18 protein-coding genes are annotated in these 22388 nt (G+C 46.9%); 10 read left to right on the forward strand and 8 right to left on the reverse strand.

Going from position 1 to position 22388, the window contains the following annotated elements:
• The first annotated feature begins 25 nt into the window (after window positions 1–25).
• The 3 genes from pheS to AZH43_RS02785 all read left to right on the forward strand — a co-directional run bounded on the left by pheS (window position 26) and on the right by AZH43_RS02785 (window position 3823).
• Window positions 26–1006, forward strand: coding sequence for a phenylalanine--tRNA ligase subunit alpha (gene pheS, locus AZH43_RS02775; RefSeq protein WP_067666379.1), 981 nt, complete (start codon window positions 26–28; stop codon window positions 1004–1006).
• Between the two features lie 142 nt (window positions 1007–1148).
• A complete protein-coding gene (gene pheT, locus AZH43_RS02780; RefSeq protein ID WP_067666381.1) occupies window positions 1149–3530 on the forward strand; it encodes a phenylalanine--tRNA ligase subunit beta in 2382 nt (793 codons plus the stop codon).
• Window positions 3527–3823 carry an integration host factor subunit alpha gene (locus tag AZH43_RS02785; RefSeq protein WP_004649746.1) on the forward strand — a complete coding sequence of 99 codons (297 nt, stop codon included), beginning with the start codon at window positions 3527–3529 and terminating at the stop codon, window positions 3821–3823. The genes pheT and AZH43_RS02785 overlap by 4 nt, the downstream gene beginning before the upstream one ends.
• A gap of 163 nt (window positions 3824–3986) precedes the next feature.
• On the opposite strand, the gene AZH43_RS02790 is transcribed toward AZH43_RS02785, so the two are convergent.
• The 3 genes from AZH43_RS02790 to trxA all read right to left on the reverse strand — a co-directional run bounded on the left by AZH43_RS02790 (window position 3987) and on the right by trxA (window position 6572).
• A complete protein-coding gene (locus tag AZH43_RS02790) occupies window positions 3987–4232 on the reverse strand; it encodes a hypothetical protein (protein WP_067666383.1) in 246 nt (81 codons plus the stop codon).
• A 417-nt stretch (window positions 4233–4649) separates the two neighbouring features.
• Complete coding sequence (rho, locus tag AZH43_RS02795; RefSeq protein ID WP_067666385.1) at window positions 4650–5918, reverse strand: transcription termination factor Rho; 1269 nt, start codon at window positions 5916–5918, stop codon at window positions 4650–4652.
• A gap of 327 nt (window positions 5919–6245) precedes the next feature.
• Entirely contained in the window at window positions 6246–6572 is a 327-nt protein-coding gene (gene trxA / locus AZH43_RS02800; RefSeq protein WP_067666388.1) for a thioredoxin, read from the reverse strand.
• 265 nt (window positions 6573–6837) lie between these two features.
• On the opposite strand from trxA, the gene ppx reads away from it, so the two are divergent.
• From ppx to AZH43_RS02825, 5 genes are read left to right on the forward strand one after another with little or no spacing between them, the layout of a single operon-like run.
• The gene (ppx, locus tag AZH43_RS02805; RefSeq protein WP_067666391.1) at window positions 6838–8358 is read left to right on the forward strand and encodes an exopolyphosphatase; all 1521 of its coding nucleotides are present in this window, start codon (window positions 6838–6840) and stop codon (window positions 8356–8358) included.
• 33 nt (window positions 8359–8391) lie between these two features.
• On the forward strand, window positions 8392–9216 hold the full coding sequence (locus tag AZH43_RS02810; RefSeq protein ID WP_067666394.1) for an acetyl-CoA carboxylase carboxyltransferase subunit alpha: 825 nt from the start codon (window positions 8392–8394) through the stop codon (window positions 9214–9216).
• Window positions 9153–10532, forward strand: a complete 1380-nt coding sequence (gene tilS, locus AZH43_RS02815) for a tRNA lysidine(34) synthetase TilS (RefSeq protein WP_081406758.1) — start codon at window positions 9153–9155, stop codon at window positions 10530–10532. The genes AZH43_RS02810 and tilS overlap by 64 nt, the downstream gene beginning before the upstream one ends.
• A complete protein-coding gene (gene proC, locus AZH43_RS02820; RefSeq protein ID WP_067666398.1) occupies window positions 10529–11359 on the forward strand; it encodes a pyrroline-5-carboxylate reductase in 831 nt (276 codons plus the stop codon). Before tilS ends, proC begins: the two co-directional genes overlap by 4 nt.
• A 27-nt stretch (window positions 11360–11386) precedes the next feature.
• Entirely contained in the window at window positions 11387–11956 is a 570-nt protein-coding gene (locus AZH43_RS02825) for a YggT family protein (protein WP_067666400.1), read from the forward strand.
• Window positions 11957–12102: 146 nt separating this feature from the next.
• On the opposite strand, the gene polA is transcribed toward AZH43_RS02825, so the two are convergent.
• Window positions 12103–14868: a DNA polymerase I gene (gene polA, locus AZH43_RS02830; RefSeq protein WP_067666402.1), complete on the reverse strand. Its 2766-nt coding sequence runs from the start codon at window positions 14866–14868 to the stop codon at window positions 12103–12105.
• 176 nt (window positions 14869–15044) lie between these two features.
• On the opposite strand from polA, the gene AZH43_RS02835 reads away from it, so the two are divergent.
• The gene (locus AZH43_RS02835) at window positions 15045–17756 is read left to right on the forward strand and encodes a DUF2339 domain-containing protein (protein WP_067666666.1); all 2712 of its coding nucleotides are present in this window, start codon (window positions 15045–15047) and stop codon (window positions 17754–17756) included.
• A gap of 103 nt (window positions 17757–17859) precedes the next feature.
• On the opposite strand, the gene AZH43_RS02840 is transcribed toward AZH43_RS02835, so the two are convergent.
• Window positions 17860–18780: a mechanosensitive ion channel family protein gene (locus AZH43_RS02840; protein WP_067666404.1), complete on the reverse strand. Its 921-nt coding sequence runs from the start codon at window positions 18778–18780 to the stop codon at window positions 17860–17862.
• Window positions 18781–18789: 9 nt separating this feature from the next.
• On the reverse strand, window positions 18790–19611 hold the full coding sequence (locus tag AZH43_RS02845; protein WP_067666668.1) for a hypothetical protein: 822 nt from the start codon (window positions 19609–19611) through the stop codon (window positions 18790–18792).
• Between the two features lie 100 nt (window positions 19612–19711).
• Between AZH43_RS02845 and gspE the strand changes: the two genes are divergently transcribed.
• Window positions 19712–21199 (forward strand): type II secretion system ATPase GspE, encoded by a 1488-nt coding sequence (gene gspE, locus AZH43_RS02850; protein WP_067666406.1) that lies wholly within the window; start codon window positions 19712–19714, stop codon window positions 21197–21199.
• A 62-nt stretch (window positions 21200–21261) separates the two neighbouring features.
• On the opposite strand, the gene AZH43_RS02855 is transcribed toward gspE, so the two are convergent.
• Together AZH43_RS02855 and AZH43_RS02860 are read right to left on the reverse strand one after the other, a co-directional pair.
• On the reverse strand, window positions 21262–21654 hold the full coding sequence (locus tag AZH43_RS02855) for a DUF4951 domain-containing protein (RefSeq protein ID WP_067666408.1): 393 nt from the start codon (window positions 21652–21654) through the stop codon (window positions 21262–21264).
• 162 nt (window positions 21655–21816) lie between these two features.
• A complete protein-coding gene (locus AZH43_RS02860) occupies window positions 21817–22242 on the reverse strand; it encodes an organic hydroperoxide resistance protein (RefSeq protein ID WP_067666670.1) in 426 nt (141 codons plus the stop codon).
• Window positions 22243–22388: the final 146 nt, after the last annotated feature.

Genomic DNA, 22388 nt, shown 5'->3' on the forward strand with positions numbered 1-22388 from the left:
CTAAATTGTTGCTTTGAGAGTTACTATGTCACTGGAAGCCCTGACCGCTGAAGCGCTCGCTGCGATTGCAGCAGCTCAAGACCTTGCCGCACTTGATCAAGTTCGAGTGCAATTTACGGGTAAAAAAAGCCAGCTCGCGGAACAATCTAAAGCATTGGGTAAAATGGACCCTGAAGAGCGTAAGGTTCAAGGCGCGGCAATTCACGCTGTGCGTGAAGCCATAAATGCGGCATTGACTGAACGCCAAGCTCAATTACAAAAAGCGGCGCTAGAGCAAAAACTGGCGAGTGAAACAATTGATATTACCTTGCCGGGCCGCGGTCAAACTATCGGCAGTATTCATCCTGTAACTCAAGTGCAGGAACGAATCTGCCAGTTCTTTACCAAAGCAGGCTTTACCATTGCGACCGGTCCAGAAGTTGAAGATGACTATCACAATTTTGAAGCATTGAATATTCCTGGCCATCATCCTGCGCGCGCCATGCACGACACATTCTATTTCGATGCTAATCATTTGCTGCGTACGCATACCTCCGGTGTGCAGATCCGCACCATGGAAACCAGCCAGCCGCCAATCCGCATTGTATGTCCAGGCCGTGTTTACCGCTGCGACTCCGATCAAACGCATTCGCCAATGTTCCATCAAATAGAAGGCCTGTATGTGGCTGAAAATACCAGCTTCGCTGAGTTAAAAGGCCTGCTGGTGAACTTGCTGAATGAATTCTTTGAAAAAGATTTGAAAGTGCGTTTCCGTCCGTCTTATTTCCCATTCACAGAGCCAAGCGCAGAAGTGGATATTATGGATGAGCGCGGCAAATGGCTGGAAGTTTTAGGCTGCGGCATGGTGCATCCGAATGTGCTGCGCGCTGCGGGCATTGATCCGGACAAGTATAAAGGCTTTGCTTTTGGCCTAGGTGTAGAGCGTTTTGCCATGCTGCGTTACGGCATTAATGACCTCCGTATGTTCTACCAAAATGATGTGCGTTTCTTACGCCAATTTGCTTAAACGAATTTAAACAGTTATTTGAAAATTATTGAAATCCCCCTAAATCCCCCTTTATAAAAGGGGGACTTTCCTGTCTCAAAGGGCAGATGTGTTTCCCCCTCTTTTTAAAAGAGGGGCTAGGGGAGATTAAGGAAATGAATTTATGAAAATTAGCGAAAATTGGCTGCGTACATGGGTTAACCCAGCAATTGACAGTGAAACACTATCTGACCAGCTCACCATGCTGGGTTTAGAGGTTGATGGCATGGACCCTGCAGCTAAACCGTTTACTGGGGTGGTTGTCGGTGAAGTTTTGACGGTGGTTCAGCATCCGGACGCTGACCGTTTGCGTGTAACGACAGTGAACATCGGTTCAGGCGAGCCATTGCAAATCGTGTGCGGCGCGCCGAATGTACGCGCAGGCATGAAAGCGCCAGTGGCGACCATTGGTGCAGTATTGCCGGGTGATTTTAAAATCAAAAAAGGCAAGCTTCGCGGTGTTGAGTCTCAAGGCATGCTGTGCGGCGCGTCTGAAATTGATTTGGAAGATAAGATCGACGGTCTGCTGGAACTTCCTGCAGATGCGCCTGTCGGCGTGAATATCCGTGAATATTTAGATCTTGATGATCATGTGATTGACATCAGCATTACGCCAAACCGCGGTGACTGCTTCAGCATTCGCGGGGTTGCGCGTGAAATTGGCGTGATCAATCAATTGCCGGTTACAGTGCCTGCAATCACCGAAGTTGCAGCAACGATTGCCGATCAAAAAAATATTGTTGTGGATACGGATGGCTGTCCGCGCTATTTGGGTCGCGTCATTAAAAATGTTAATACAAAAGCGCCCACCCCGGCGTGGATGGAACGCGCTTTGGCCCGCTCAGGCATTCGCCAGCACAGTATTCTGGTCGATATTACCAACTATGTCTTGATTGAACTTGGTCAGCCTTTGCATGCTTTTGATGGCGGCAAAGTGGAAGGATCAGTTCATGTTCGCCAAGCGGCTGCAGCTGAAAAGCTCACACTGCTGAATGAACAGGACGTTGAGCTGTCTGAAAATATCATGGTGATTGCCGATGATAAAAAAGCCTTGGCGATAGCAGGCATCATGGGCGGTTTGTCTTCCGCTGTGTCTGATGAAACCACTGAGATTTTCTTAGAGTCTGCTTTTTTTGATCAATTGCATATTGCTGGCCGTGCCCGCAGCTTTGGCCTGCATACCGATGCATCTCAACGCTATGAGCGCGGTGTGGATTTTGAATTGCCGATGACTGCCATGCACCGTGCTTCCCAGCTGATTCAGGATTTGGCTGGCGGTGAGTTCGGTCCGATTGCTGTCGCGGAAAAAACAGCACTGCTGCCAAAACGTGATGCGATTGAGCTGAATCAGGCGCAAGTCGATCAATTGCTGGGCTATAAAGTTGCAAGCGCATTCATTACTGACGCTTTAACTCGCTTAGGCTGCGATGTAACTGTAAAAGCTGAAGGCGAGTGGATCGTTGTTCCGCCTTCGCACCGTTTTGATATGGCGATTTATCAAGACTTGATTGAAGAAGTAGCGCGTATTCACGGCTATGACAACATTCAAATCAGTTTGCCGGTCATTGATGTCCAATTGGCAAAATACCAAGATCAGTTTGAATTGGCTCAATTGCGTCAAACAGTCGTGACTTTGGGTTATCAAGAAGCCATCAGCTTCAGTTTTGCCGACGCTAAATTGGAAAAGCTATTGAATCCTCTGGGTCAGCCTTTGGCTTTGGCAAACCCGATTTCGAGCGATTTGGCGGTTATGCGCTCAACGCTGCTGTCCAGCCTGATTCCATGCGTACAGTATAACGTCAACCGCCAGCAAAACCGTGTGCGTTTTTATGAGCTGGGTTTGCGCTTTGATTATCAAAATGCCTCAAACATCCATGACTTGAAGCAAATCCCGACTTTCGCCATGATCGCAACAGGCCCGCGCAGTGCAGAATCATGGCATGGCAAAGCAGCACCAATAGATTTCTTTGACTTCAAAGGCGATGTTGAAGAGGTTTTAGCGGCCGGACGCCTAAAAGTTGAGTTTGTCCGTTCTGACCGCGCATGGCTGCATCCGGGGCAATCTGCAGAAATTATGGTTGCCGGCAAATCGATTGGTTATCTGGGCCGTTTGCATCCATCTTTAGAAGATGAGCTGGATTTAAGCACGACTTGGGTGGCTGAACTTGATCAGCAGGCTGTTTTGCAAACTTATGTATCTAATTTTACAGAATTATCACGTTTTCCATCGGTAAGACGTGATATTGCGCTTTTAATTAGTGATAAGATTAATGTTAGCGAAATTCAGCAACTTATCGGAAAAACAGGCGGCGAGCTTTTAGATTCCGTTTGGTTATTCGATGTATATACTGGTCAAGGTGTTGAAGAAGGCAAACGTTCATTGGCATTTGCACTGCTTTGGCAGCATCCAGCGCGTACCTTGGAAGATGCTGAGATCAAATCCGGTATGGATAATATTCTCCAAGTGTTAGAAAACACTTACCAGGCGACATTGAGGGCTTCATGACAGCACTAACAAAAGCAGAAATGGCTGATCATTTAAGTGAGCTCACGAGTTTAAACCGTCGTGAAGCGAAACAAATGGTCGAGTTATTCTTCGATGAGATCAGCCAAGCGCTGATCTCTGGGGAGCAGGTAAAATTATCAGGTTTCGGCAATTTTGAACTGCGTGACAAACGTCAGCGTCCAGGCCGCAATCCTAAAACGGGTGAAGAAATTCCGATTTCTGCCCGCCGTGTAGTGACCTTCCGCGCGGGACAGAAATTCCGCCAGCGTGTTGGAAATGAGCAGATCGATTGATCTGCTTTTTTTATAGATATAGGTATTGATTACGGATCAAGTTTTAAAGGGTATTTAACTTTTTATTCAGTTGAATGCATAGTCATTGCTGCTGGCTTGTGGAAATCAGGCAATAAAAAAGAGAGCCGAAAGGCTCTCTTTTTTTACTGAATAATCGCTTGGATTATTGAGCTTTAGCTTCAGAAGCAGCAACAGTAGCTTCAGAAGCAGCAACAGTAGCTTCAGAAGCAGCAACAGTAGCTTCAGAAGCAGCAACAGTAGCTTCAGATGCAGCAGCATCAACAGCTTCAGAAGCAGCAGCTACTTCAGAAGCAGCAGCAGCAGGAGCTTCTTCAGTTTTTTTAGCACAACCAACGAAAGCTAAAGTAGTAGCAACTGCAGCAGCAATAGCGATTTTTTTGAATAACATGGCATCACTCTCTAAATATGAGATTAAAAAAAACCTGAGTTAGCACTGTATTTTGCTTTTATCACGCCTAATTTTTATTAGGGAAGAACAATGCAGAGCAGCCTAACTGGTATGCGAATATGCTATCACTGCGCATTTTTAATTGCTACTGCCTCGTTGCCCTAAAACAGTAAAAAGTGGTTAAAAAATCGCTTTTTTTAACAGAAAATAACAATCAATAAAAAGAAATATATTGGATAAATGCTAAATAACCCCCTAAAAGTACTAGGGTTTTTTATTAAAAGATTTTTATAATCATTCACTTGAAAATAAGTTAACAGAAAAACTCGCCAATTGTTTCGTTATGTAAGCCATGTCAACCAATAAAAAAAGCCATCGTTATAGATGGCTTTTTTTATTTGGTGAAATTAATTCAAATCAGTTAGACGCTTTGCGCTTCATTTGATCGAAGAAATCATCATTGGTTTTGGTTTCTTTCATACGGTCCAGCAAGAATTCCATAGCTGCCAATTCGTCTTGTGTATGCAGCAGCTTGCGCAGAATCCATACTTTACGCAGGTTGTCTTCTGACATTAAACGCTCTTCACGGCGGGTACCGGATTTCTTGATGTTCATAGCCGGGAATACGCGTTTTTCAGCAATACGGCGATCCAGAGTAATCTCTTGGTTGCCTGTACCTTTGAATTCTTCGTAAATCACCTCATCCATTTTACTGCCTGTTTCAATTAATGCAGTAGAAATGATGGTGAGGGAACCGCCTTCTTCAATATTACGCGCGGCGCCAAAGAAACGCTTAGGACGTTCAAGCGCATGCGCATCCAAGCCGCCAGTCAGCACTTTGCCTGATGATGGAATCACCGTGTTGTATGCACGCGCTAAACGTGTGATCGAATCTAGCAGAATAACCACGTCTTTTTTATGCTCAACAAGACGTTTTGCTTTTTCAATCACCATTTCAGCAACCTGAACGTGACGGGCAGGCGCTTCATCAAAGGTAGAGGCAATCACTTCACCGCGGACGGTGCGTTCCATTTCGGTGACTTCTTCAGGACGTTCATCAATCAGAAGGACAATCAGGAAGCATTCAGGGTTGTTACGGACAATTGACTGTGCAATATTTTGCAAAAGCATGGTTTTACCGGCTTTTGGCGGCGCCACAATAATTGAACGCTGGCCTTTACCGATAGGCGCAACCAAATCCACTACACGTGCAGTTAGATCTTCTGTTGTGCCGTTACCCAGTTCCATTACCAATTGCTCGGTCGGGAAAAGCGGCGTTAAGTTTTCGAACAAGATTTTGTTGCGTGAATTTTCTGGCGTGTCGTAGTTGATTTGGTTGACTTTTAATAGCGCAAAATAGCGTTCGCCTTCTTTAGGCGGGCGAATAGTGCCAGTAATGGTGTCGCCTGTACGCAGGTTAAAGCGGCGAATTTGCGAAGGGCTGACATAGATGTCATCAGGGCCTGCAAGGTATGAGCCTGCTGCTGAGCGTAAGAAGCCAAAGCCGTCTGACAGAATTTCTAAAACGCCATCACCGAAGATTTCTTCGCCATTCATGGCATGGCGCTTTAAAATGGCAAAAATAATGTCTTGCTTGCGGTTACGCGCCATTCCTTCAAGGCCCATAAACTCAGCAATTTTGATGAGTTCGCCAATCGGTTTTTTCTTGAGTTCTGTTAAATTCATAGGAGGTCAGATAAGAATCAAAAATTCTAAGTACGGGATGGAAAGGGAGCAACATTGAGCCGCATGCAGACAATTAAATTACGTGATTGTATTTGCACAATAATAATTCAGAGAGCTGATTCATTGTTCGAAGAAAAATGTGTAAAAACAATTTCTATTGCCGAGCGGCGATCTTATGTGTTGTGTCTTTTAAGAAAATGACAGGATTAGAAATCCTTTATTTCTTGAGTTAGCAATATAAGAGAGAAATAGGGCTTTGTCAATTTGTCAGCAAAAAAAATACGCTATAAAAATAGCGTATTTTGAGTAATTTGAATTAACTTCAAATTAAATGTTTTCATCAATAAAAGCAGTCAATTTTGATTTTGGCGCTGCGCCGACCTGCTGTGCAACCACTTCGCCGTTTTTAAACATCAATAAAGCAGGAATGTTGCGGATATTGTAGTTCACAGCTGTATTTTCGCATGAAGTCACATCTACTTTAACGACTTTCACTTTGCCTTCGTATTCAGACGCCAATACTTCAAGTACAGGAGCAATGGCTTTACAAGGCGCGCACCAGCCAGCCCAGAAATCGACAAGTACAGGAACATCGGATTTCAGTACGTCTGCGTCAAAGTTTTCATCAGTTGTGTTTACAATATTGCCTGACATGGCGTGTGCTCCAAAAATAATTTTTAAGATGACTCTATAATATAATTATTACATAGCCATTTATAACAATGTAGGGGGTTATGTAAATTTTCGGCTTTTAAGATAAAATTGTCTAATTGATGCTCACGATAGCAATGATCGTGTAACACAATTGTCATGTATGCGTGAAAATCGGCTTGTCTTATGAGCGGGCTCATAAATGGCTTTTAAATTGAATGGTTGTGAATTACTCTAAGCACAATTCTGTATAGGTTTGTATTGAATCATGTCTGATTTTTTGATTGATGAAGAATTGCTTGCTGCCATCGATATGGGGTCAAACAGTTTTCACCTGGCGATCGCGCGCGTAGATCATGGTGAAGTGAAAAAAGTTGCTTCGATGTCAGAAAAAGTGCAGCTGGCTGCCGGTTTGGATGAAAATAAAAATTTAACTGAAGCGGCGCAGCAGCGCGGCTTAGCATGCCTGGCGCGTTTTGTTGGGCGCTTGGGCTCAGTGCAGCCGAACCGATTGCGTATTGTGGCGACCAATGCCCTGCGCCAAGCAAAAAATGGACAGGATTTTATTCAGCAAGCTGCAGAAATATTGCCGAAGCCGATTGAAATTATTGCAGGCCGTGAAGAAGCGCGCCTGATTTATCTGGGTGTATCCCATACGATGGCCAACAGCGGCCGCCGTTTGGTGATTGATATTGGCGGCGGCTCTACAGAGCTGATCATCGGTGAGGAATTTGAACCGATTCACACTGAATCTGTGCAAATGGGCTGTGTCGCTTTTACCAAAGCATTTTTTACTGATGGTGAAATCAATCAGAAAAGTTTTGATAAGGCTGTAAATGCTGCGCGTAAAGAATTATCCGGTATAGCAAATACCTATAAAGCCGCTGGCTGGGATACCGTTGTCGGTTCGAGCGGCACCATCAAAGCCTGCCGCCAAATTACAGTGAATATGGGCTGGAGCAATGAGCGGGAAGAGCTGACCCGTGAAGGCTTGGATAAGCTGAAAGATAAATTGCTTAAATATAAGCATGTTTCAGAGATGGATTTTGACGGGCTGAAAGAAGACCGCCGAGCAGTTTTGCCAGCCGGTATTGCCATTTTATGCACTGTTTTTGATGTGCTGGGCATAGACAAGCTGGTGTATTCAGACGGCGCTTTGCGTGAAGGGGTGATGTATGACCTGCTTGGCCGTTTTCAGCATGAAGATGTCCGCGACCGTTCTGTGCATGCATTGCTTGGCCGCTATAATGCGGATTCAAAACAGGCTGAACGTGTAGTCGCAACTGCACAGCAGTTATTTGACCATGTCGCTCAGACGCTGAATTTAAGCAGTGACGACAGTGATTTGCTGCGCCGGGCGGCTTATTTGCATGAAATTGGTTTAGCCATCAGCCATAGCGGCTATCACCGTCATGGCGCCTATTTGCTGCAGCATTCGGACATTCCCGGCTTCTCGCAAATCGATCAAAATCATTTATCTCATTTGGTCGCGCATCACCGCCGCAAGCTGCGCAGCGACGCTCGGGTCGATGTGATGAAAGTCGGCGGTAGCAAACTTGTACACTTATGTCTATTGCTTCGTTTAGCAGTTTTGCTGAATCACAGCCGCAGCGATGAGATGCTTCCTGCCATTGAATTAAGCGCCGACAATGCGCAACAATGGCAACTTAGTGTTTCTGGCGATGCCAAACAATGGCCATTGCTTGTTGCGGACTTGCATGATGAACAAGTGCAGTTCAAGCATTGGGATATTGAATTGAATATTCAGTCGGAACAGTTTATCGATTAACACATTGGTTAATTCAGGGATAATGGTCGACCTATGAAAAATAAAGCAGCGCAGTCAAAAGCTTGGGCTACAGTTAAAATTGCACGTCATCCAGATCGTCCGCAGTATTTGGATTATGTCAGTGAAATCTTCACTGAATTTGATGCTTTGCATGGCGATCGCCTGTTTGGTGATGACGGCGCAATGATCGGCGGTTTAGCGCGTTTTGACGGTCAGCCTGTCATGGTCGTAGGCCAGCACCGCGGCCGCAGCACACGTGAAAAACTGCAGCATAATTTCGGCATGAGCAACCCGGAAGGTTACCGCAAAGCACAGCGTTTAATGGATATGGCTGAACGCTTTAATCTGCCGGTATTTACTTTTATTGATACTATGGGCGCATACCCTGGCGTTGGCGCAGAAGAGCGCGGTCAGGCCGAAGCCATTGCGACCAGCCTTGCGCAAATGTCGAGCTTGAAAGTGCCTGTGATTGCGACAGTTCTTGGCGAAGGCGGTTCTGGCGGCGCACTGGGAATTGGTGTCGCAGACCGTGTTGTGATGCTCTCGCACAGTATATATTCGGTGATTTCTCCAGAAGGCTGCGCTTCAATTCTGTGGAAAACAGCAGAAAAGGCAGAACAGGCAAGCGAAGCGCTGGCTTTGACTGCAGACAAGCTGCAGAAAATCGGCATTGTTGAATATGTTGTAGATGAAGGTGAAGGCGCGCATTTGAACCCTGAACAAGTCATGCAGAATTTAAAAACTGTGCTGAAGCAGGCTTTAGATGAGTTAACGCCGATGGATGCAAAAGAACGATGCGAAGCACGCTATCAGCGTTTAATGAAATTTGGCAGCGACAATTTAGGTCTAACTGCTTAAGTCAATCGGGAAGCTTTTCTGAACAGGCTACCTTCTTAATCGGGTGCAGCGGCGGCGTGGATTCCATGCTGCTGCTGCGCCTGATGTCTTTACTGTATCCGCAAAAAGTACGCGCCATTTATGTTGACCACCAGCTGCAGGAATCCAGTGCAGCGTGGGGGCGTTTTGTCACGGAAACCTGCGCTGCGCTGAACATTCCCTGCATCGTGCAAAAGGTGGCTGTTGCTCAAGGCAATTTGGAAAATCAAGCAAGATCAGCCCGTTACCAAGCCTATCAGCAGCATCTTCTGTCCAATGAAGTTTTAGTGCTGGCCCATCACCAGCAGGATCAGGCGGAAACTTTAATGCTGCGCCTGCTTTCAGGCTCGGGTATTCATGGTTTAGCCGCCATGCGACAGGTTGATCAGCGGGATTTGATGACTATTTGGCGGCCCTTGCTGAATCTTTCCCGTGAGCAGATTTGCCAATGGGCAACAGAATTGAATGTGCAAAATATTCAAGACCCCACCAATTTTGATACTCAATATGACCGTGCGTGGAGCCGTGAAGCATTGTGGCCATTGCTGCAGTCCCGGTTTCCAAAAATGCAGCAGGCCATCAGCCGAACCAGTTATTTGATGCAAGATGCCGAAGATATCTTGGCCGATGTTCTAACTCAGGATTGGGCTTTGTGCGGCACTGCAGAAATGCTGAAGCTGAATCAGCTGCTGGATTTGCCTTTGCCGCGGCAGCGCCAGCTGCTGTCTGCATGGATGAAAGGTCAGGGAGAATACCGCCCCGCCTTTGATATGGTGCAGCGGTTAATGCAGGAAGTCATGCATTCCAAAGCGGATGCGCAAGCGGCGCTGCATTGGAATAGTTTTTATTATGTGCGTTTTTCCGAGCAGCTGCACCGCCTGACGCAGGCTGAATATAAGTCGGCTGATACCGAGCGTGCAGGGCGCCAGATCATCAATTTACAGCAGCAAAAAACACTGCGCGTCTTGGCAGGAGAGTTTCAGCTGCAGCCTGCTGATGAATTTGGCTTATCTGCTGCATTGTATGGGCAGGATTTGATATTAACGCAGCGCCAAGGCGGTGAAAAGATTCATTTGCATGGCCGCATGGGCGCTTGGCCTTTAAAAAAGGCGATTCAGCAGGCGCAAATTTTTCCTTGGCTCCGTCATAGAATTCAAATATTAAGCATAGATAATGTTATGCTAGGCGTCTTTACGCCAAAAGGCTTTTGGCTGGCTGAGTCGCCCTATTGCGTTAAGGCAGGATGGCTGCCAAAATTAATTTCTACAGATAACGGTAAGATCGGACCTTCATCATGAGCGCAGTTCTAAATTGTAATATCACTTTTATTGGCGGCGGCAATATGGCGCAGGCGTTGATTGGCGGCTTAATTGCGCGCGGTTTGCCGGCGACACGCATTACAGTTTCAGATCCGGTCGAGAAAATCCGTGAACTTTTAGCTGAAAAAGATCTGCATGTAACGGATGATAATGCTGCCGCTGTGCGCGATGCTGACATTGTTTTATTTGCCGTGAAGCCGCAGGTCTTTGCCAATATTTTAAAGCCGCTTAAAGGCATGCTTGACGGCAAGCTGGTAATTTCAATTGTTGCCGGCGCTGAAATATCGACGATCGCCAAAATTTTAGATACAGACCGGATTGTCCGTGTCATGCCGAATACGCCGGCATTGGTGCAGACGGGCGCGCATGGCTTATATGCCTCTGAGGCGGTTGATGTGCAGGGGCGTGAGCTGGCAAGCCAAGTTTTGGCTTCAACTGGCCTGACAATTTGGGTAAACTCTGAAGCGCAAATTGATGCGGTGACTGCAGTGTCAGGTTCAGGCCCGGCCTATTTCTTCTATATGATGGAAAGCATGATCCGTGCAGGAAAAAATTTAGGCCTTGATGAAAAAGTGGCGACTGCGCTGACCCTGCAAACTGCTTTAGGCGCTGCGCAAATGGCCATTACCAGCGCCAGCAGCCCTGCAGAGCTGCGTAAAAATGTGACTTCGCCCAATGGGACTACTCAGGCGGCTATTGAAGTGTTCGATCATGCGCACATTTCACAAAATATTCAGGCCGCTTTGGCTGCTGCGCAAAAACGCAGTCAAGAGCTTGCGCAAGATTTGAGCGACAGCATTAAGTAATTCGATTTTATTTAGGAATGTTTTAGTATGGGTGCAAATTCTGCGCTGATTTTTGGCATTATCATTAACGTGGCAATTCTGCTCGTTTTTTTCCGGTTTTTAATGCAATTGGCTGCAGTAAGTCCGTATAACCCTGTGGTGCTTTCCACTGCGAAGGCCACTAAAATTGTGGATATGTTCAGCCGGATTTTTCCCACAGTCGGTAAGGGCCGGGTGAATACAGCTGCCTTAATTTTATTGGTGGTGCTGTATATTCTGAAAATGTTTGGCGTCATGCATTTGTCTGGGGCATCGGTCAACAGCCCCGTGCATTTAATCATCATGACCTTTGTGACCATGATTCAGGATTTAATCCGTTTTTGCCGCTATTTGATTTTCGCTTCAATTATTTTGAGCTGGGTGGTGATGTTTACACAGTCCCGCTCACCTTATATTGAGGTGATTCAAGAGTTGGCTGAACCGCTGCTGGCGCCATTCCGACGCATTTTGCCGAATATGGGCATGATTGACCTTTCGCCGATTGTTGCAATTTTTGCATTGCTGCTGGCGGAAACCATTATGAAAGAAGTGGCGATTGTGCTGCTGACAGGCCTATAAGTACATTGAAATTAAATGACGAAAAAAGGACGCTGATGCGTCCTTTTTTGTGGCTGAGATTTTGGGTGAAGAAGTTGACATTTCTTCTAATAAGTAAATGACCTCCATCACAGCCTTCCTCCTAGAAAGAGGACGGCGTAAATACTTTAGTGCGCTTCATCCCAGTTATTGCCCTTACCGACTTCAACCACGAGCGGCACGGAAATTTTCAATACCGACTGCATGACTTCTGCCAGTTTTACGGCCAAATCATCGGCAATGGCCTCATCTGCTTCAAAGACCAATTCATCGTGCACTTGCAGCAGCATTTTAGCTTGATCTTTCGGCAGCATTTTTTCCACTTCAATCATGGCCATTTTAATGATGTCGGCAGCAGAGCCTTGCAGCGGCGCATTGATTGCAGCCCGTTCAGCGCCTTGCTTGATCATTTTATTGCTGGCCATAATATCCGGTGTATACAGGCGGCGGCCTAAGATGGTTTCGACAAAGCCTTGTTCACGCGCCACTTGGCGGGTGCGTTCCATATATTCCAGTACGCCTGGATAGCGCTGGAAGTATTTGCCGATATAGCTGCGGGATTCTTCGCGGCTAAAGCCCAGCTGGCGGGTCAGGCCAAATTCAGACATGCCATAAAGCAGGCCGAAGTTGACAGCTTTGGCTTGGCGGCGCTGATTGCTGGTCACATCTTCTAATGCAATGCCCAGAACTTCCGCTGCTGTGCGGCGGTGAACATCCTGCCCATGATTAAAGGCATCCACCAAGGCATCATCTTGTGAAAAATGTGCCATTAAACGCAATTCAATTTGCGAATAATCGGCTGCCAGCAGTACGCGGCCTTTCGGCGCGATGAAGGCTTTGCGGATTTGACGGCCAATATCTTCACGCACAGGAATATTCTGCAGATTTGGATCGGTCGATGATAAACGGCCGGTTGCAGTCAGCGCCTGATGGTAGCTGGTATGCACACGGTGCGTATCATTATTGGCTTGTTTCAGCAGGCCGTCCGTATAGGTGCTTTTCAGCTTAGACAGGCCGCGGTATTCCAAAATCAGATCGGTAATTGGGTGCTCGATTTTTTCCAAGACACTTTCACTGGTGCTGTATTGGCCTGTCGAGGTTTTTTTGCCGCCTTTTAAGCCCAGCTTATCAAACAGGATTTCACCCACTTGTTTCGGCGAGCTGACATTGAACGATTGACCTGCTAATTCGGTAATCTGGTTTTCCAAATCCTGCATAGTTTTGGCAAATTCGGTACCCAGCTGATCCAGAAAATCCAAATTCAGCTCAATGCCGTTCTCTTCCATCATGGTCAGTACACGCGCAACCGGCATTTCTATATTGTGCAGAATATTGACTAATTCAGGATGCTTGTGCAATTTGGCATCCAGCACTTCATATAGGCGGTAAGTCACATGCGCATCTTCCGCTGCATAGTGCGAAGCGGTTTCCAGCTCAATCTGGTTAAAGCTTTTCTGTTTCGCGCCTTTGCCTGCCACTTGTTCAAAAGTCGTGGTTAAATGGCTTAAGTACAGGCGGGCAACATCATCCATGCCGTGACGGGTGGCGACCGAGTTGAGCACGTATGAGGCCAGCATGGTATCGAAATACCAGCCTTGCAGTTCAATGCCGTGATTCTCCAGCACATGCGCATCATATTTTAAATGATGCCCGATTTTTTCGACGGATTTATCCTCTAAAATCGGCTTGATTTGCGCAAGAATCACGTCCCGGTTCAGCTGCTCAGGCGCGCCTTCATAGTCGTGCGCCAGCGGTACGTAATAGGCGTCATTGGCATCAAAGGCTACAGAGAATCCGACAATTTGCGCAATGCGGTAATCTAAACTGGTGGTTTCAGTATCGAAAGCAAAGCGCTTTTCAGTGCTGAGGCGTTTAAATAATGTATCCCAATCGGTTTGCGCTAAAACCGTATGGTAATTGGCTTGACCTAAGACATCATCTGTACTGGTAACAGAAGCCTGATCTTCAGTCACAATTTTTTCTTCTGCGTGCGCATCTTTAAGAATGGCTTTTGAGTTCTGCTTATATGCCGCGCCGTTTGGATTGTTGGGATGATCTAAAGACTGCAGCTGGTTACGGAATTCTAATTCGGTATACAGGCTGCGCAGCTGTTCAATATTCGGATCTGCCAATTTTAAATCTTCAAATGTCAGGCCCATGTCCAGATCGCAGACAATACTGGCCAGCTGATGATCCAGCGCAATGCCATCGACATTGTCTTTAATATTTTGACCGACTTTGCCTTTAATTTTATCGACATTTTCTAAAATGCCGCCAATTGAACCGTATTCAGTCAGCAGCTTGGCGGCTGTTTTTGCACCAACACCCGGAACCCCCATAATGCCGTCAGATGCATCGCCCATCAGGGTGAGGTAATCAATAATTTGATTTGGCCAAACACCGAATTTCTCAAAGACGCCGTTCACATCCATCGGCTTATCTTTAAAACTGTCTTCCAGCGTGACTTTATCTGTGACCAGTTGCGCCATGTCTTTATCGCCAGTAGAAATCAGCACTTGATGGCCTTGCGCTTCTGCGCGTTTTGCCAGCGTGCCGATAATATCGTCGGCTTCCGCACCCGGCAGCATATGCAGCGGAATGCCCAGCGCGCGGATCAGCGCATGCAGGTAAGGAATCTGTTCTGCCAGCTCTTCGGGCATGCTTGGACGGTCACCTTTATAAATAGGTGAAAGCTCATGGCGGAAGGTCGGTTCCGGCGTGTCAAAAATCACCGCCATATGGGTCGGCTGTGTGCGGCGCATCAGTTTTTGAATCGCGGAAATCGCACCGCGGATGGCATTGGTATGCAATCCAGTTGACGTGGTTAAAGGGGGGAGTGCGTGAAAGGCGCGAAATAAAAAGTATGACCCATCGACCAAGACAAATGGCGGCATTGAAAAATTCCTAATCCAGATAACGGTTTTATTGTACGTGATTTTTCTGTTCTGCGCTGAGGCATGTCCGCATGGCGGCGTTATTGTATTGGACAGTTACCGAAAATCTGATAAAGCAGCGGAACTTCAGCTGGCCACTGCGGTATCATCAGCTAAAACGGAATAAAAGGGCAGGCATGCTGAACGCGCAGCGGAACGGAAATAACGAAATCAGAATGATTTGGCTGATGGCGCTGATTATTGCAGGGGTGGGCTGCTGGTTTTCGGATCTTAAAATTTTCAGCTATTTATGCGGTTTTGCATTTGCTGTGAGCGTGATGCACTATGTCGATGACCTGCAAAAACCTACAGACCAATTGTCGGCTGAAGCGGGTTTGTCCTTAGTGCCAACCTCGAAAATTCCGCTGTATATTTCATCGATCATGGTTTTGGTGGGCGGATTTAGCCATATTGGAGTGCTCACAGGCGTGGGGATTTCCGCCTGGATTTATTTCTTCCTGCGCTGGCTGAAGCGGTTGGAACGCAATGTACTGTCGCTGCAGCGCCAACTTCACACAAGGCCTGATCTGAACCGGCAGGCAGACTTGCACAGTTCAGGTGAATTAAGCCAGCCCGAACGCCCAATGGCCTCTGATGGTTCAATGAATTTGATCGATCAGCTGCAGCAATGGCTGTTTAAAGGCAATCCGGTATTAAAAGCCGCTATAGCCGTTCTGGTCATTGGGGTGATTCTGCTGCTGCGTTTTGCCACCGAGCATTGGCAGATCAGCCTTGCGGTGAAATTATTGCTGGTGGCTGCGGTCAGTGCTGGCGTAACGCTTTTAGGGTATGTGCTGGAGCAGCGCAACCGGGGTTTTGCTTTGGCTTTAGAGGGCTTAGGGCTGGCAAGCTTGTCGCTGACTTTATTTTTTGCTTATTACAATCAAGTTATTCCGAATTTGCTCATCGCGAGCCTTTGTTTTGCCGCCATCCTGCTGCCCGCCATTTGGCTCAGCCTGAAACAGCAAAGTATTGAGTTGGCGCTCATGGCGATGATGATTGCCTATATTGCGCCTTTTACTTTGCCTGTGCGCAATGCCACCGCGGCTGAATTGATTGCATATTATCTTTGCATCAATTTAGCCGTAGCCGTTTTAAGCACTTTAAGGCCGTGGAAAATTCTCAATCAGATTTCATTTTTAATGACAGTGCTGGTGGGCGGCGCGTATGCCTTTTACCGAGGCGAAGCACAGGAAAGAACTGCGCTCAGCTATTTAATTTATGCGCATGCGGCTATTTTTATTTGGCTTGGGTTCCGTTTCAGCCAGCTGCTGGCTAAAGAAAACCTGATGCGCTTTCAATTGAAGCCGGTATTGGATCTAGCGCTGATTTTTGGTGCGCCGATAGTCAGCTATGGCTTTTTATATCTGATGTATTTTGATGAAAAGCGCTGGCAGGCTGGGTTCAGTTTGATTTTTGCCGGAATCTATGGCGTTTTATATCTGCTGTCAAAGCGCAATCAGGCGATTCGAATCATTTCGCAAAGCTATTTCAGCCTGATGCTGATTTTTATTGCCTTTATTCCGCCAATTTTACTGCATGAACACTGGAGTGTAGCTGGATGGGCAGGCGAAGGCGCCGCTATTTTCATTTATGCGCTCTACCGCCATTCGGTGCTTAGCCGCTATGTCGGCATCGGCTTGATGATGATGGCGGGTTTTTCCAGCCTGTATTATTTCTCGGTACTGAATATTTTCCCAAGCAATGTGTATTGGGTGCTGTGCGCCTGCTATCTGCTGACCGTGCTGATTGCGAACAGTACGGCTGAGTTTCGCCGGCAGCTGACCAGCTCGACAATTGCTTTTCAATGCATACAGATGCTGTCTGCGACTGTTCTGCTGTTTATTCTGCTGCTGGATAAAATTGACAGTCAAAGCCAAGTGCTGCTTTGCCTGCTGATTGTGGCGGCTGTTTACATGATCTTAAATGAATGGCTGCTGCGCCGTGAGGCAACATGGTCATGGCTGCTGCCGAAATGGATTGGGCTAATTCCCGTATATGGCGCAGCGCTGTATGCGGTGGCCGATTTAACCCACAATGGTCAAATGATTTGGCACACTGTGTCAGACCGCTTGCTGTTCGCTTTGAGCGGTATATTGCTGACGCTGCTGTGGCTGCGTCCAATGCTGGGGGTAAAAGAAGAGAAAGAGTGGGTCAGTCTGGGGGTATTTGTCAGTTTGGCATTCACCAGCTTAACGTTAATACCCAGCATGCCGTATTTGAGTGTTGTTATTTTGCCGCTGCTGTTCGCAGCGTGGTGCTATTGGCGCTCTGATTCAGATTGGCAAATTTTTTGGCAGGCGCGAAATACCCTGACGCTGATGCTGCTGTGGATTATTTTTTCCCAAATTTTCAGCCAGCAGGCGTTTCAGCTGTATCTGCTGCCTGTATTGAATCCTTTTGACTTAATCAGCATTGCGATGCTGGCAGGTTTTATCTGGATGCTGAATTTGCAGATGAAAGCCGGTTTGGAAAAAAGCTTAGGCGCAATTTTAATGATGCTCGGACTGCTTTGGCTCAGCAGCTATGTGGTGCTGCGCGCGCTGCATGTGTATTTAGGCACACCTTATAATGCATGGCAAATGTGGGGAAATGCCGCAGTGCAGCTCAGCTTTACCTTGCTGTGGGTCAGTTTGGCATTTATTTGCATGCTTACAGCAGCGAAACGGCATTTGCGTTCGCTATGGATTTTTGGCGGCAGTATTTTGGTTTTGGTCACGTTGAAATTAGTGCTGTTTGACCTTTCGCATATCGGTACGCTTACTCGGGTTATTTCATTCTTAGGCGCAGGTTTCATCATGCTGATTATTGCCTATATTGCGCCGATGCCGGAAGCGCAAAAGCGCTGATTTTTTTCTTTACTGCATACCGCTTCCAAGAAAGAAGGAGAGAGCCGTTCTCATCCTTCTGGATTCTTGAATGCGGCTATTTCAAGACAGAATAGCCGGTGCGCTATTTTAAGTTCGGTTCCCGCTTAACCTCTTGAGCATTGGCATACGGATCAATGTCATCATGATGCAATGGCATGCTTGGGCGGTCTACAAAGCCCATTTTCGGTACTGGAATTTCAATTTGATTATCCAAAAAACCGTTGCGGATGCGTTCCTGCATTTCATCGCGCACTCTTAAAAAGTTCTCCTGCTGGCACCATACGGCAAACAGAAGCTCAATGGAGGACTCGCGGAATGCCGTCACGGTTACGGCCGGTTTCGGGTCTGCCAGCACCAGCGGATATTTGCCGGCAACATCCAGCAGCACTTCTCGGACTTTAATAATGTCTTCGTGGAAATTAATCGCCAGCGTAATCGGGATGCGCCGTATCGGAAATTTAGACAGGTTATGCACTGGCGCTCGAATCAGCTGTTCATTCGGCAAACGCACATAGACATTGTCCTGCGTCAGCAGCTTTACGGACAGCAGGTCAATGGAAATAACCTCGCCTTCAATGGTATGGCCGCGGATCAGGGTAATTTGAATGGTATCGCCAATTTCAAAAGAGCCTTCGCCAATCAGGAAAATCCCGCTGATCAGATTGGATGCAGAGGTTTGCGAGGCAAAACCTAAAGCCACGGTCAGGATACCGGCTGCGCCTAAAAATACACTCAGCTTAAAGCCCGCTTCTTTTAAGCTGGCCATCACAAAAATAATGAAAATAAAATAAAAAATGCCGCGCCGCCAGACTAAGCGCTGATGCGCATTGAAGCGTACACCAATCGTTCGGATAAAGGCATTGGAGACAAAGCGGGCAATCAAAAAACCAATAAAGGCCAAAATCACGGCAACTAAAAGTTCCGTGATCCGGTCTGTATTCAGGTTTTTAACAATCCCCGTGAGGCTGCTGGTGATTTCTGCAGAAATATTGGTATTCGCCATGACTGCCCCTTAGAAAAATGAATCAAACATATTAAACAAAGCCCCGGCCGGTTCACGCGGCGGATGCACATACATCACTTCCCCTGCATGCGGCGGCGTGCGGTTTTCAATACGGATCCGCGGCGGCCGATCTGAGCCTTCATGCAGCACTTTAATCTGAGAGGTCCATAAGCGGCCAGTACTCTCACTGTAAAACAGGGGCAAGGCGGGAACCGGCACATTCATGCGGTCAAAACGCAGCTGTTCGTGACTGGTATTGTGAAATTCTATGGGGGTAATCGCACGGAAGGCGCGGACTTTCAGTTGATGCAGTTCGGTCCGGCCATCCACTGCGGTGGCGTAGCAGATCTCGCCCATACGCTTGTTGGGGCCAAACCATGTGTCTTTGGGCAAAATGACCGGAATATCAAATAAAGGGTCTTTTTGGCCTTCCACAAATCCAGCCACCCAAAGCGGCGTGCTGATATAAAGTGTGCCGCGCTGGCCCGCGGGAATATAAATGGGATCGACAGGCCGGATCACCACAGAGCGGTCGGCCAGCCGGGGCATAATTTGAATATTTTCATGCGTATTTTTAAACATATAGCGTTCAATATGCACAGGCGGCGGAAAAGCAAACTCAGGATCGTCAATGCTGTGCCATTGCTGCTCATAGTCATACTGTACCGTAGGGCGGTGGTACTCCAGACGCCATTCCTGCAGGCCTCGGGTCAGACGGAACAGCAGTGAACCGAATTGCCAAGATTTAGGACGGTGCAGCTCAAAATGATGCTCACCCCACCATTTGAGTTTAGGCGTTTCCGTTTGCAGTACATCACTGGTTAAAGACAATGCAATCTTCCCTATATCATTAAAACCTGAAAAAACAGACTTCACGCTGTCATGTGCTTAGAGTACACTCAAATCACTTTTTTCATCATTATAAACTTTGATGCAAGTACTCAAACAATTACAAATACCATATAGTTTTGCAAAGCGGCATGGCGTATTGCTCCGTTATGAGGGCGATCAAGCCTATATTGTGCGCAGGGAAAGCACACCTTTGCTGGCGCTGCAGGAAGCGCGGCGTTTTTTAGGGCAGGCGGCGCAATATCAGCTTTGCACCGATCAAGAGTTTCATCGGCTGCTGAGTTCCAGCTTTGCCGGTGATACCGGTGAATCTCAGCAAGTGGCTGCGGGTTTGGAATATCATCCGGATTTGCTGAGCCTTGCAGATTCAGTGCCTGAAGCTGAAGATTTAATGGATCAGGAAGATGATGCGCCGATTGTGCGTTTAATCAATGCCTTGCTGTCAGAAGCCATCCGTGTCGGCGCCTCCGATATTCATATTGAATCTTTTGAAAAGAAATTATCTGTGCGCCTGCGGGTCGATGGCCAGCTGCGTGAAATTGTGCAGCCGCGCCGTGAACTTGCTCCGCTGCTGGTTTCCCGGATTAAAGTCATGGCTAAGCTGGATATCGCTGAAAAGCGGGTTCCGCAGGATGGCCGTATTTCGCTGCGTCTCGCTGGACGTGAAGTGGATGTGCGTGTTTCGACCTTACCGTCGTCGTATGGCGAGCGGGTGGTGATGCGTTTGCTGGATAAGCAGGCGGGCCGTTTAAACATGACGCATTTAGGGCTGATGAATAATGATTATGAGCGTCTGAAGCTATTGGTGCATCGCCCACATGGCATTATTTTAGTCACTGGCCCAACCGGCTCAGGGAAAACGACAACGTTATATGCAGCGTTGTCTGACTTGAATGACGGGTCTAAAAATATTTTGACTGCCGAAGATCCGATCGAGTATCAGCTGGAAGGCATTGGTCAGACGCAGGTCAATACGAAAGTGGACATGACTTTTGCCCGCGCGTTAAAAGCCATGCTGCGCCAAGATCCGGACGTGGTGATGGTCGGGGAAATCCGGGATTTGGAAACAGCCGAAATTGCCGTACAGGCTTCATTAACCGGCCATTTGGTTTTATCTACGCTGCATACCAATACTGCAGTGGGCGCCGTAACCCGTTTAAAAGATATGGGCATTGAGCCATTTTTATTATCCAGCTCATTGATTGGCGTCATTGCGCAGCGGCTGGTGCGGACACTGTGCCCGCACTGCGCGACTTGGCATGAGGCGGATGATTTTGAACAGCAGCTGTTTGCGCATATCAAAGCAGATGCGGTATTGAAACTCCCGCAGCCCAAAGGCTGCGAACACTGTTCACATACAGGTTTTTCAGGCCGTACGGCCATTTATGAAATTGTACCTGTAGATGAACCTATGCGCCGTTTAATTCACGGCAATGTTGCGGAATTTGAAGTAGAGGCTTATGCGCGCAAGCATTCAGGCTCAATCCGTGATGATGGTTTGCGTAAAGTTTTGGCAGGTAAAACGACTTTAGAAGAAGTGCTGCGTGTGACCAATGAAGCTTCTGAGTAATATATCCATACACAATAAAACCCGCATCATGCGGGTTTTATTGTGTATGGGGATGGTTTGAATCACCAAAGCTCAGCAATTTTCTTCATCAGCTGAGCGCGAAAGGGCGCAGTTGGATTGCCTGCATTGCGCTGTGTTTCATTTTCATAAAATTTTTGCCATGTTTGAACCATCTCTAAAGTCACATCTTGTGTTTTAAGTTTGGCAACATCTTCTTTTGTAATGTTGTTTAAACGGTTTTCTGCACCGTCAGGGCCAGTACCCCAGCCAATGATGCCTTGACCGAATGCAGGCAGCGGTATGTCATTCGGTGTCGGTGGAATACCTAAACGCTGAATATTCGGATTCACCAGTGACGGTGTTTGCGGACGGATTTTTTCCGATAGGCTGACTTCGGCAAATAAGGATGCGGAGCTGGCCAGCAGGAGAGCGCCAAAAATCACAGGCTTCAACATAATAATTTTTAAAATTGAAAATAAGAATCATTATTATATATAAATATGGCGTGTTTGAATTGAAATTTTTATGGAATTGGCTGTCAGTACCGCTGTCCAATTTTATGTTTGCCTGCAGCCGCGAAAAGGCTGCAGGCAATAAATCAGTTAATAGAATAGATGTTATGTAATTGGATTTAACGTCACATTGATATTGCCGCGAGTCGCATTGGAATATGGGCAGACAATATGCGCAGCATCCACCAGTTTTTTGGCTTCGCCAGCATCCATGCCTTCTAGATGAATATTTAGGGTTGCTTCTATGCCAAAACCAGTCGGAATAGGGCCAATTCCAACTTCACCTTCAATAAAAGCGTCTTTGGGCATATTGATTTTATCGCGGTTTGATACAAACTTCATTGCGCCTAAAAAACAGGCGGAATAGCCAGCAGCAAACAGCTGTTCAGGGTTGGTTCCATTGCCTGTGCCGCCCATTACTTTAGGCACAGCCAACTGTACATCCAAGCTGCCGTCAGAGCTTGTAGCTCGGCCATCACGGCCGCCTGTTGCTTTTGCTTGTGCGGTATATACTGCTTTTTCTAAAGCCATCATTATTCTTCCTGCAGAGATGTAGAGCTTTTATCTTGCTTAATTTTGATGAAATAATAAGCAGTTAATTTGTAAATCTTATGGTGAAAATCCGAGAGATAAAAAATATAAAATGCTTCTAAGGAAATTCAGGCTGATTACAAGCC

Source organism: Acinetobacter pragensis, from assembly GCF_001605895.1.
GTDB classification, from domain to species: Bacteria; Pseudomonadota; Gammaproteobacteria; order Pseudomonadales; family Moraxellaceae; genus Acinetobacter; species Acinetobacter pragensis.

Bases quoted from the DNA above. Each gene is read 5' to 3' on its own strand.
- proC (WP_067666398.1), top strand. From the start codon at position 10,529: ATGAGCGCAGTTCTAAATTGTAATATCACTTTTATTGGCGGCGGCAAT.
- AZH43_RS02810 (WP_067666394.1), top strand. From the start codon at position 8,392: ATGAAAAATAAAGCAGCGCAGTCAAAAGCTTGGGCTACAGTTAAAATT.
- tilS (WP_081406758.1), top strand. From the start codon at position 9,153: ATGCGAAGCACGCTATCAGCGTTTAATGAAATTTGGCAGCGACAATTT.
- trxA (WP_067666388.1), bottom strand. From the start codon at position 6,572: ATGTCAGGCAATATTGTAAACACAACTGATGAAAACTTTGACGCAGAC.
- AZH43_RS02785 (WP_004649746.1), top strand. From the start codon at position 3,527: ATGACAGCACTAACAAAAGCAGAAATGGCTGATCATTTAAGTGAGCTC.
- AZH43_RS02835 (WP_067666666.1), top strand. From the start codon at position 15,045: ATGCTGAACGCGCAGCGGAACGGAAATAACGAAATCAGAATGATTTGG.
- gspE (WP_067666406.1), top strand. From the start codon at position 19,712: ATGCAAGTACTCAAACAATTACAAATACCATATAGTTTTGCAAAGCGG.
- ppx (WP_067666391.1), top strand. From the start codon at position 6,838: ATGTCTGATTTTTTGATTGATGAAGAATTGCTTGCTGCCATCGATATG.
- AZH43_RS02790 (WP_067666383.1), bottom strand. From the start codon at position 4,232: ATGTTATTCAAAAAAATCGCTATTGCTGCTGCAGTTGCTACTACTTTA.
- pheT (WP_067666381.1), top strand. From the start codon at position 1,149: ATGAAAATTAGCGAAAATTGGCTGCGTACATGGGTTAACCCAGCAATT.
- AZH43_RS02860 (WP_067666670.1), bottom strand. From the start codon at position 22,242: ATGGCTTTAGAAAAAGCAGTATATACCGCACAAGCAAAAGCAACAGGC.
- AZH43_RS02825 (WP_067666400.1), top strand. From the start codon at position 11,387: ATGGGTGCAAATTCTGCGCTGATTTTTGGCATTATCATTAACGTGGCA.
- rho (WP_067666385.1), bottom strand. From the start codon at position 5,918: ATGAATTTAACAGAACTCAAGAAAAAACCGATTGGCGAACTCATCAAA.
- pheS (WP_067666379.1), top strand. From the start codon at position 26: ATGTCACTGGAAGCCCTGACCGCTGAAGCGCTCGCTGCGATTGCAGCA.
- polA (WP_067666402.1), bottom strand. From the start codon at position 14,868: ATGCCGCCATTTGTCTTGGTCGATGGGTCATACTTTTTATTTCGCGCC.
- AZH43_RS02840 (WP_067666404.1), bottom strand. From the start codon at position 18,780: ATGGCGAATACCAATATTTCTGCAGAAATCACCAGCAGCCTCACGGGG.
- AZH43_RS02855 (WP_067666408.1), bottom strand. From the start codon at position 21,654: ATGTTGAAGCCTGTGATTTTTGGCGCTCTCCTGCTGGCCAGCTCCGCA.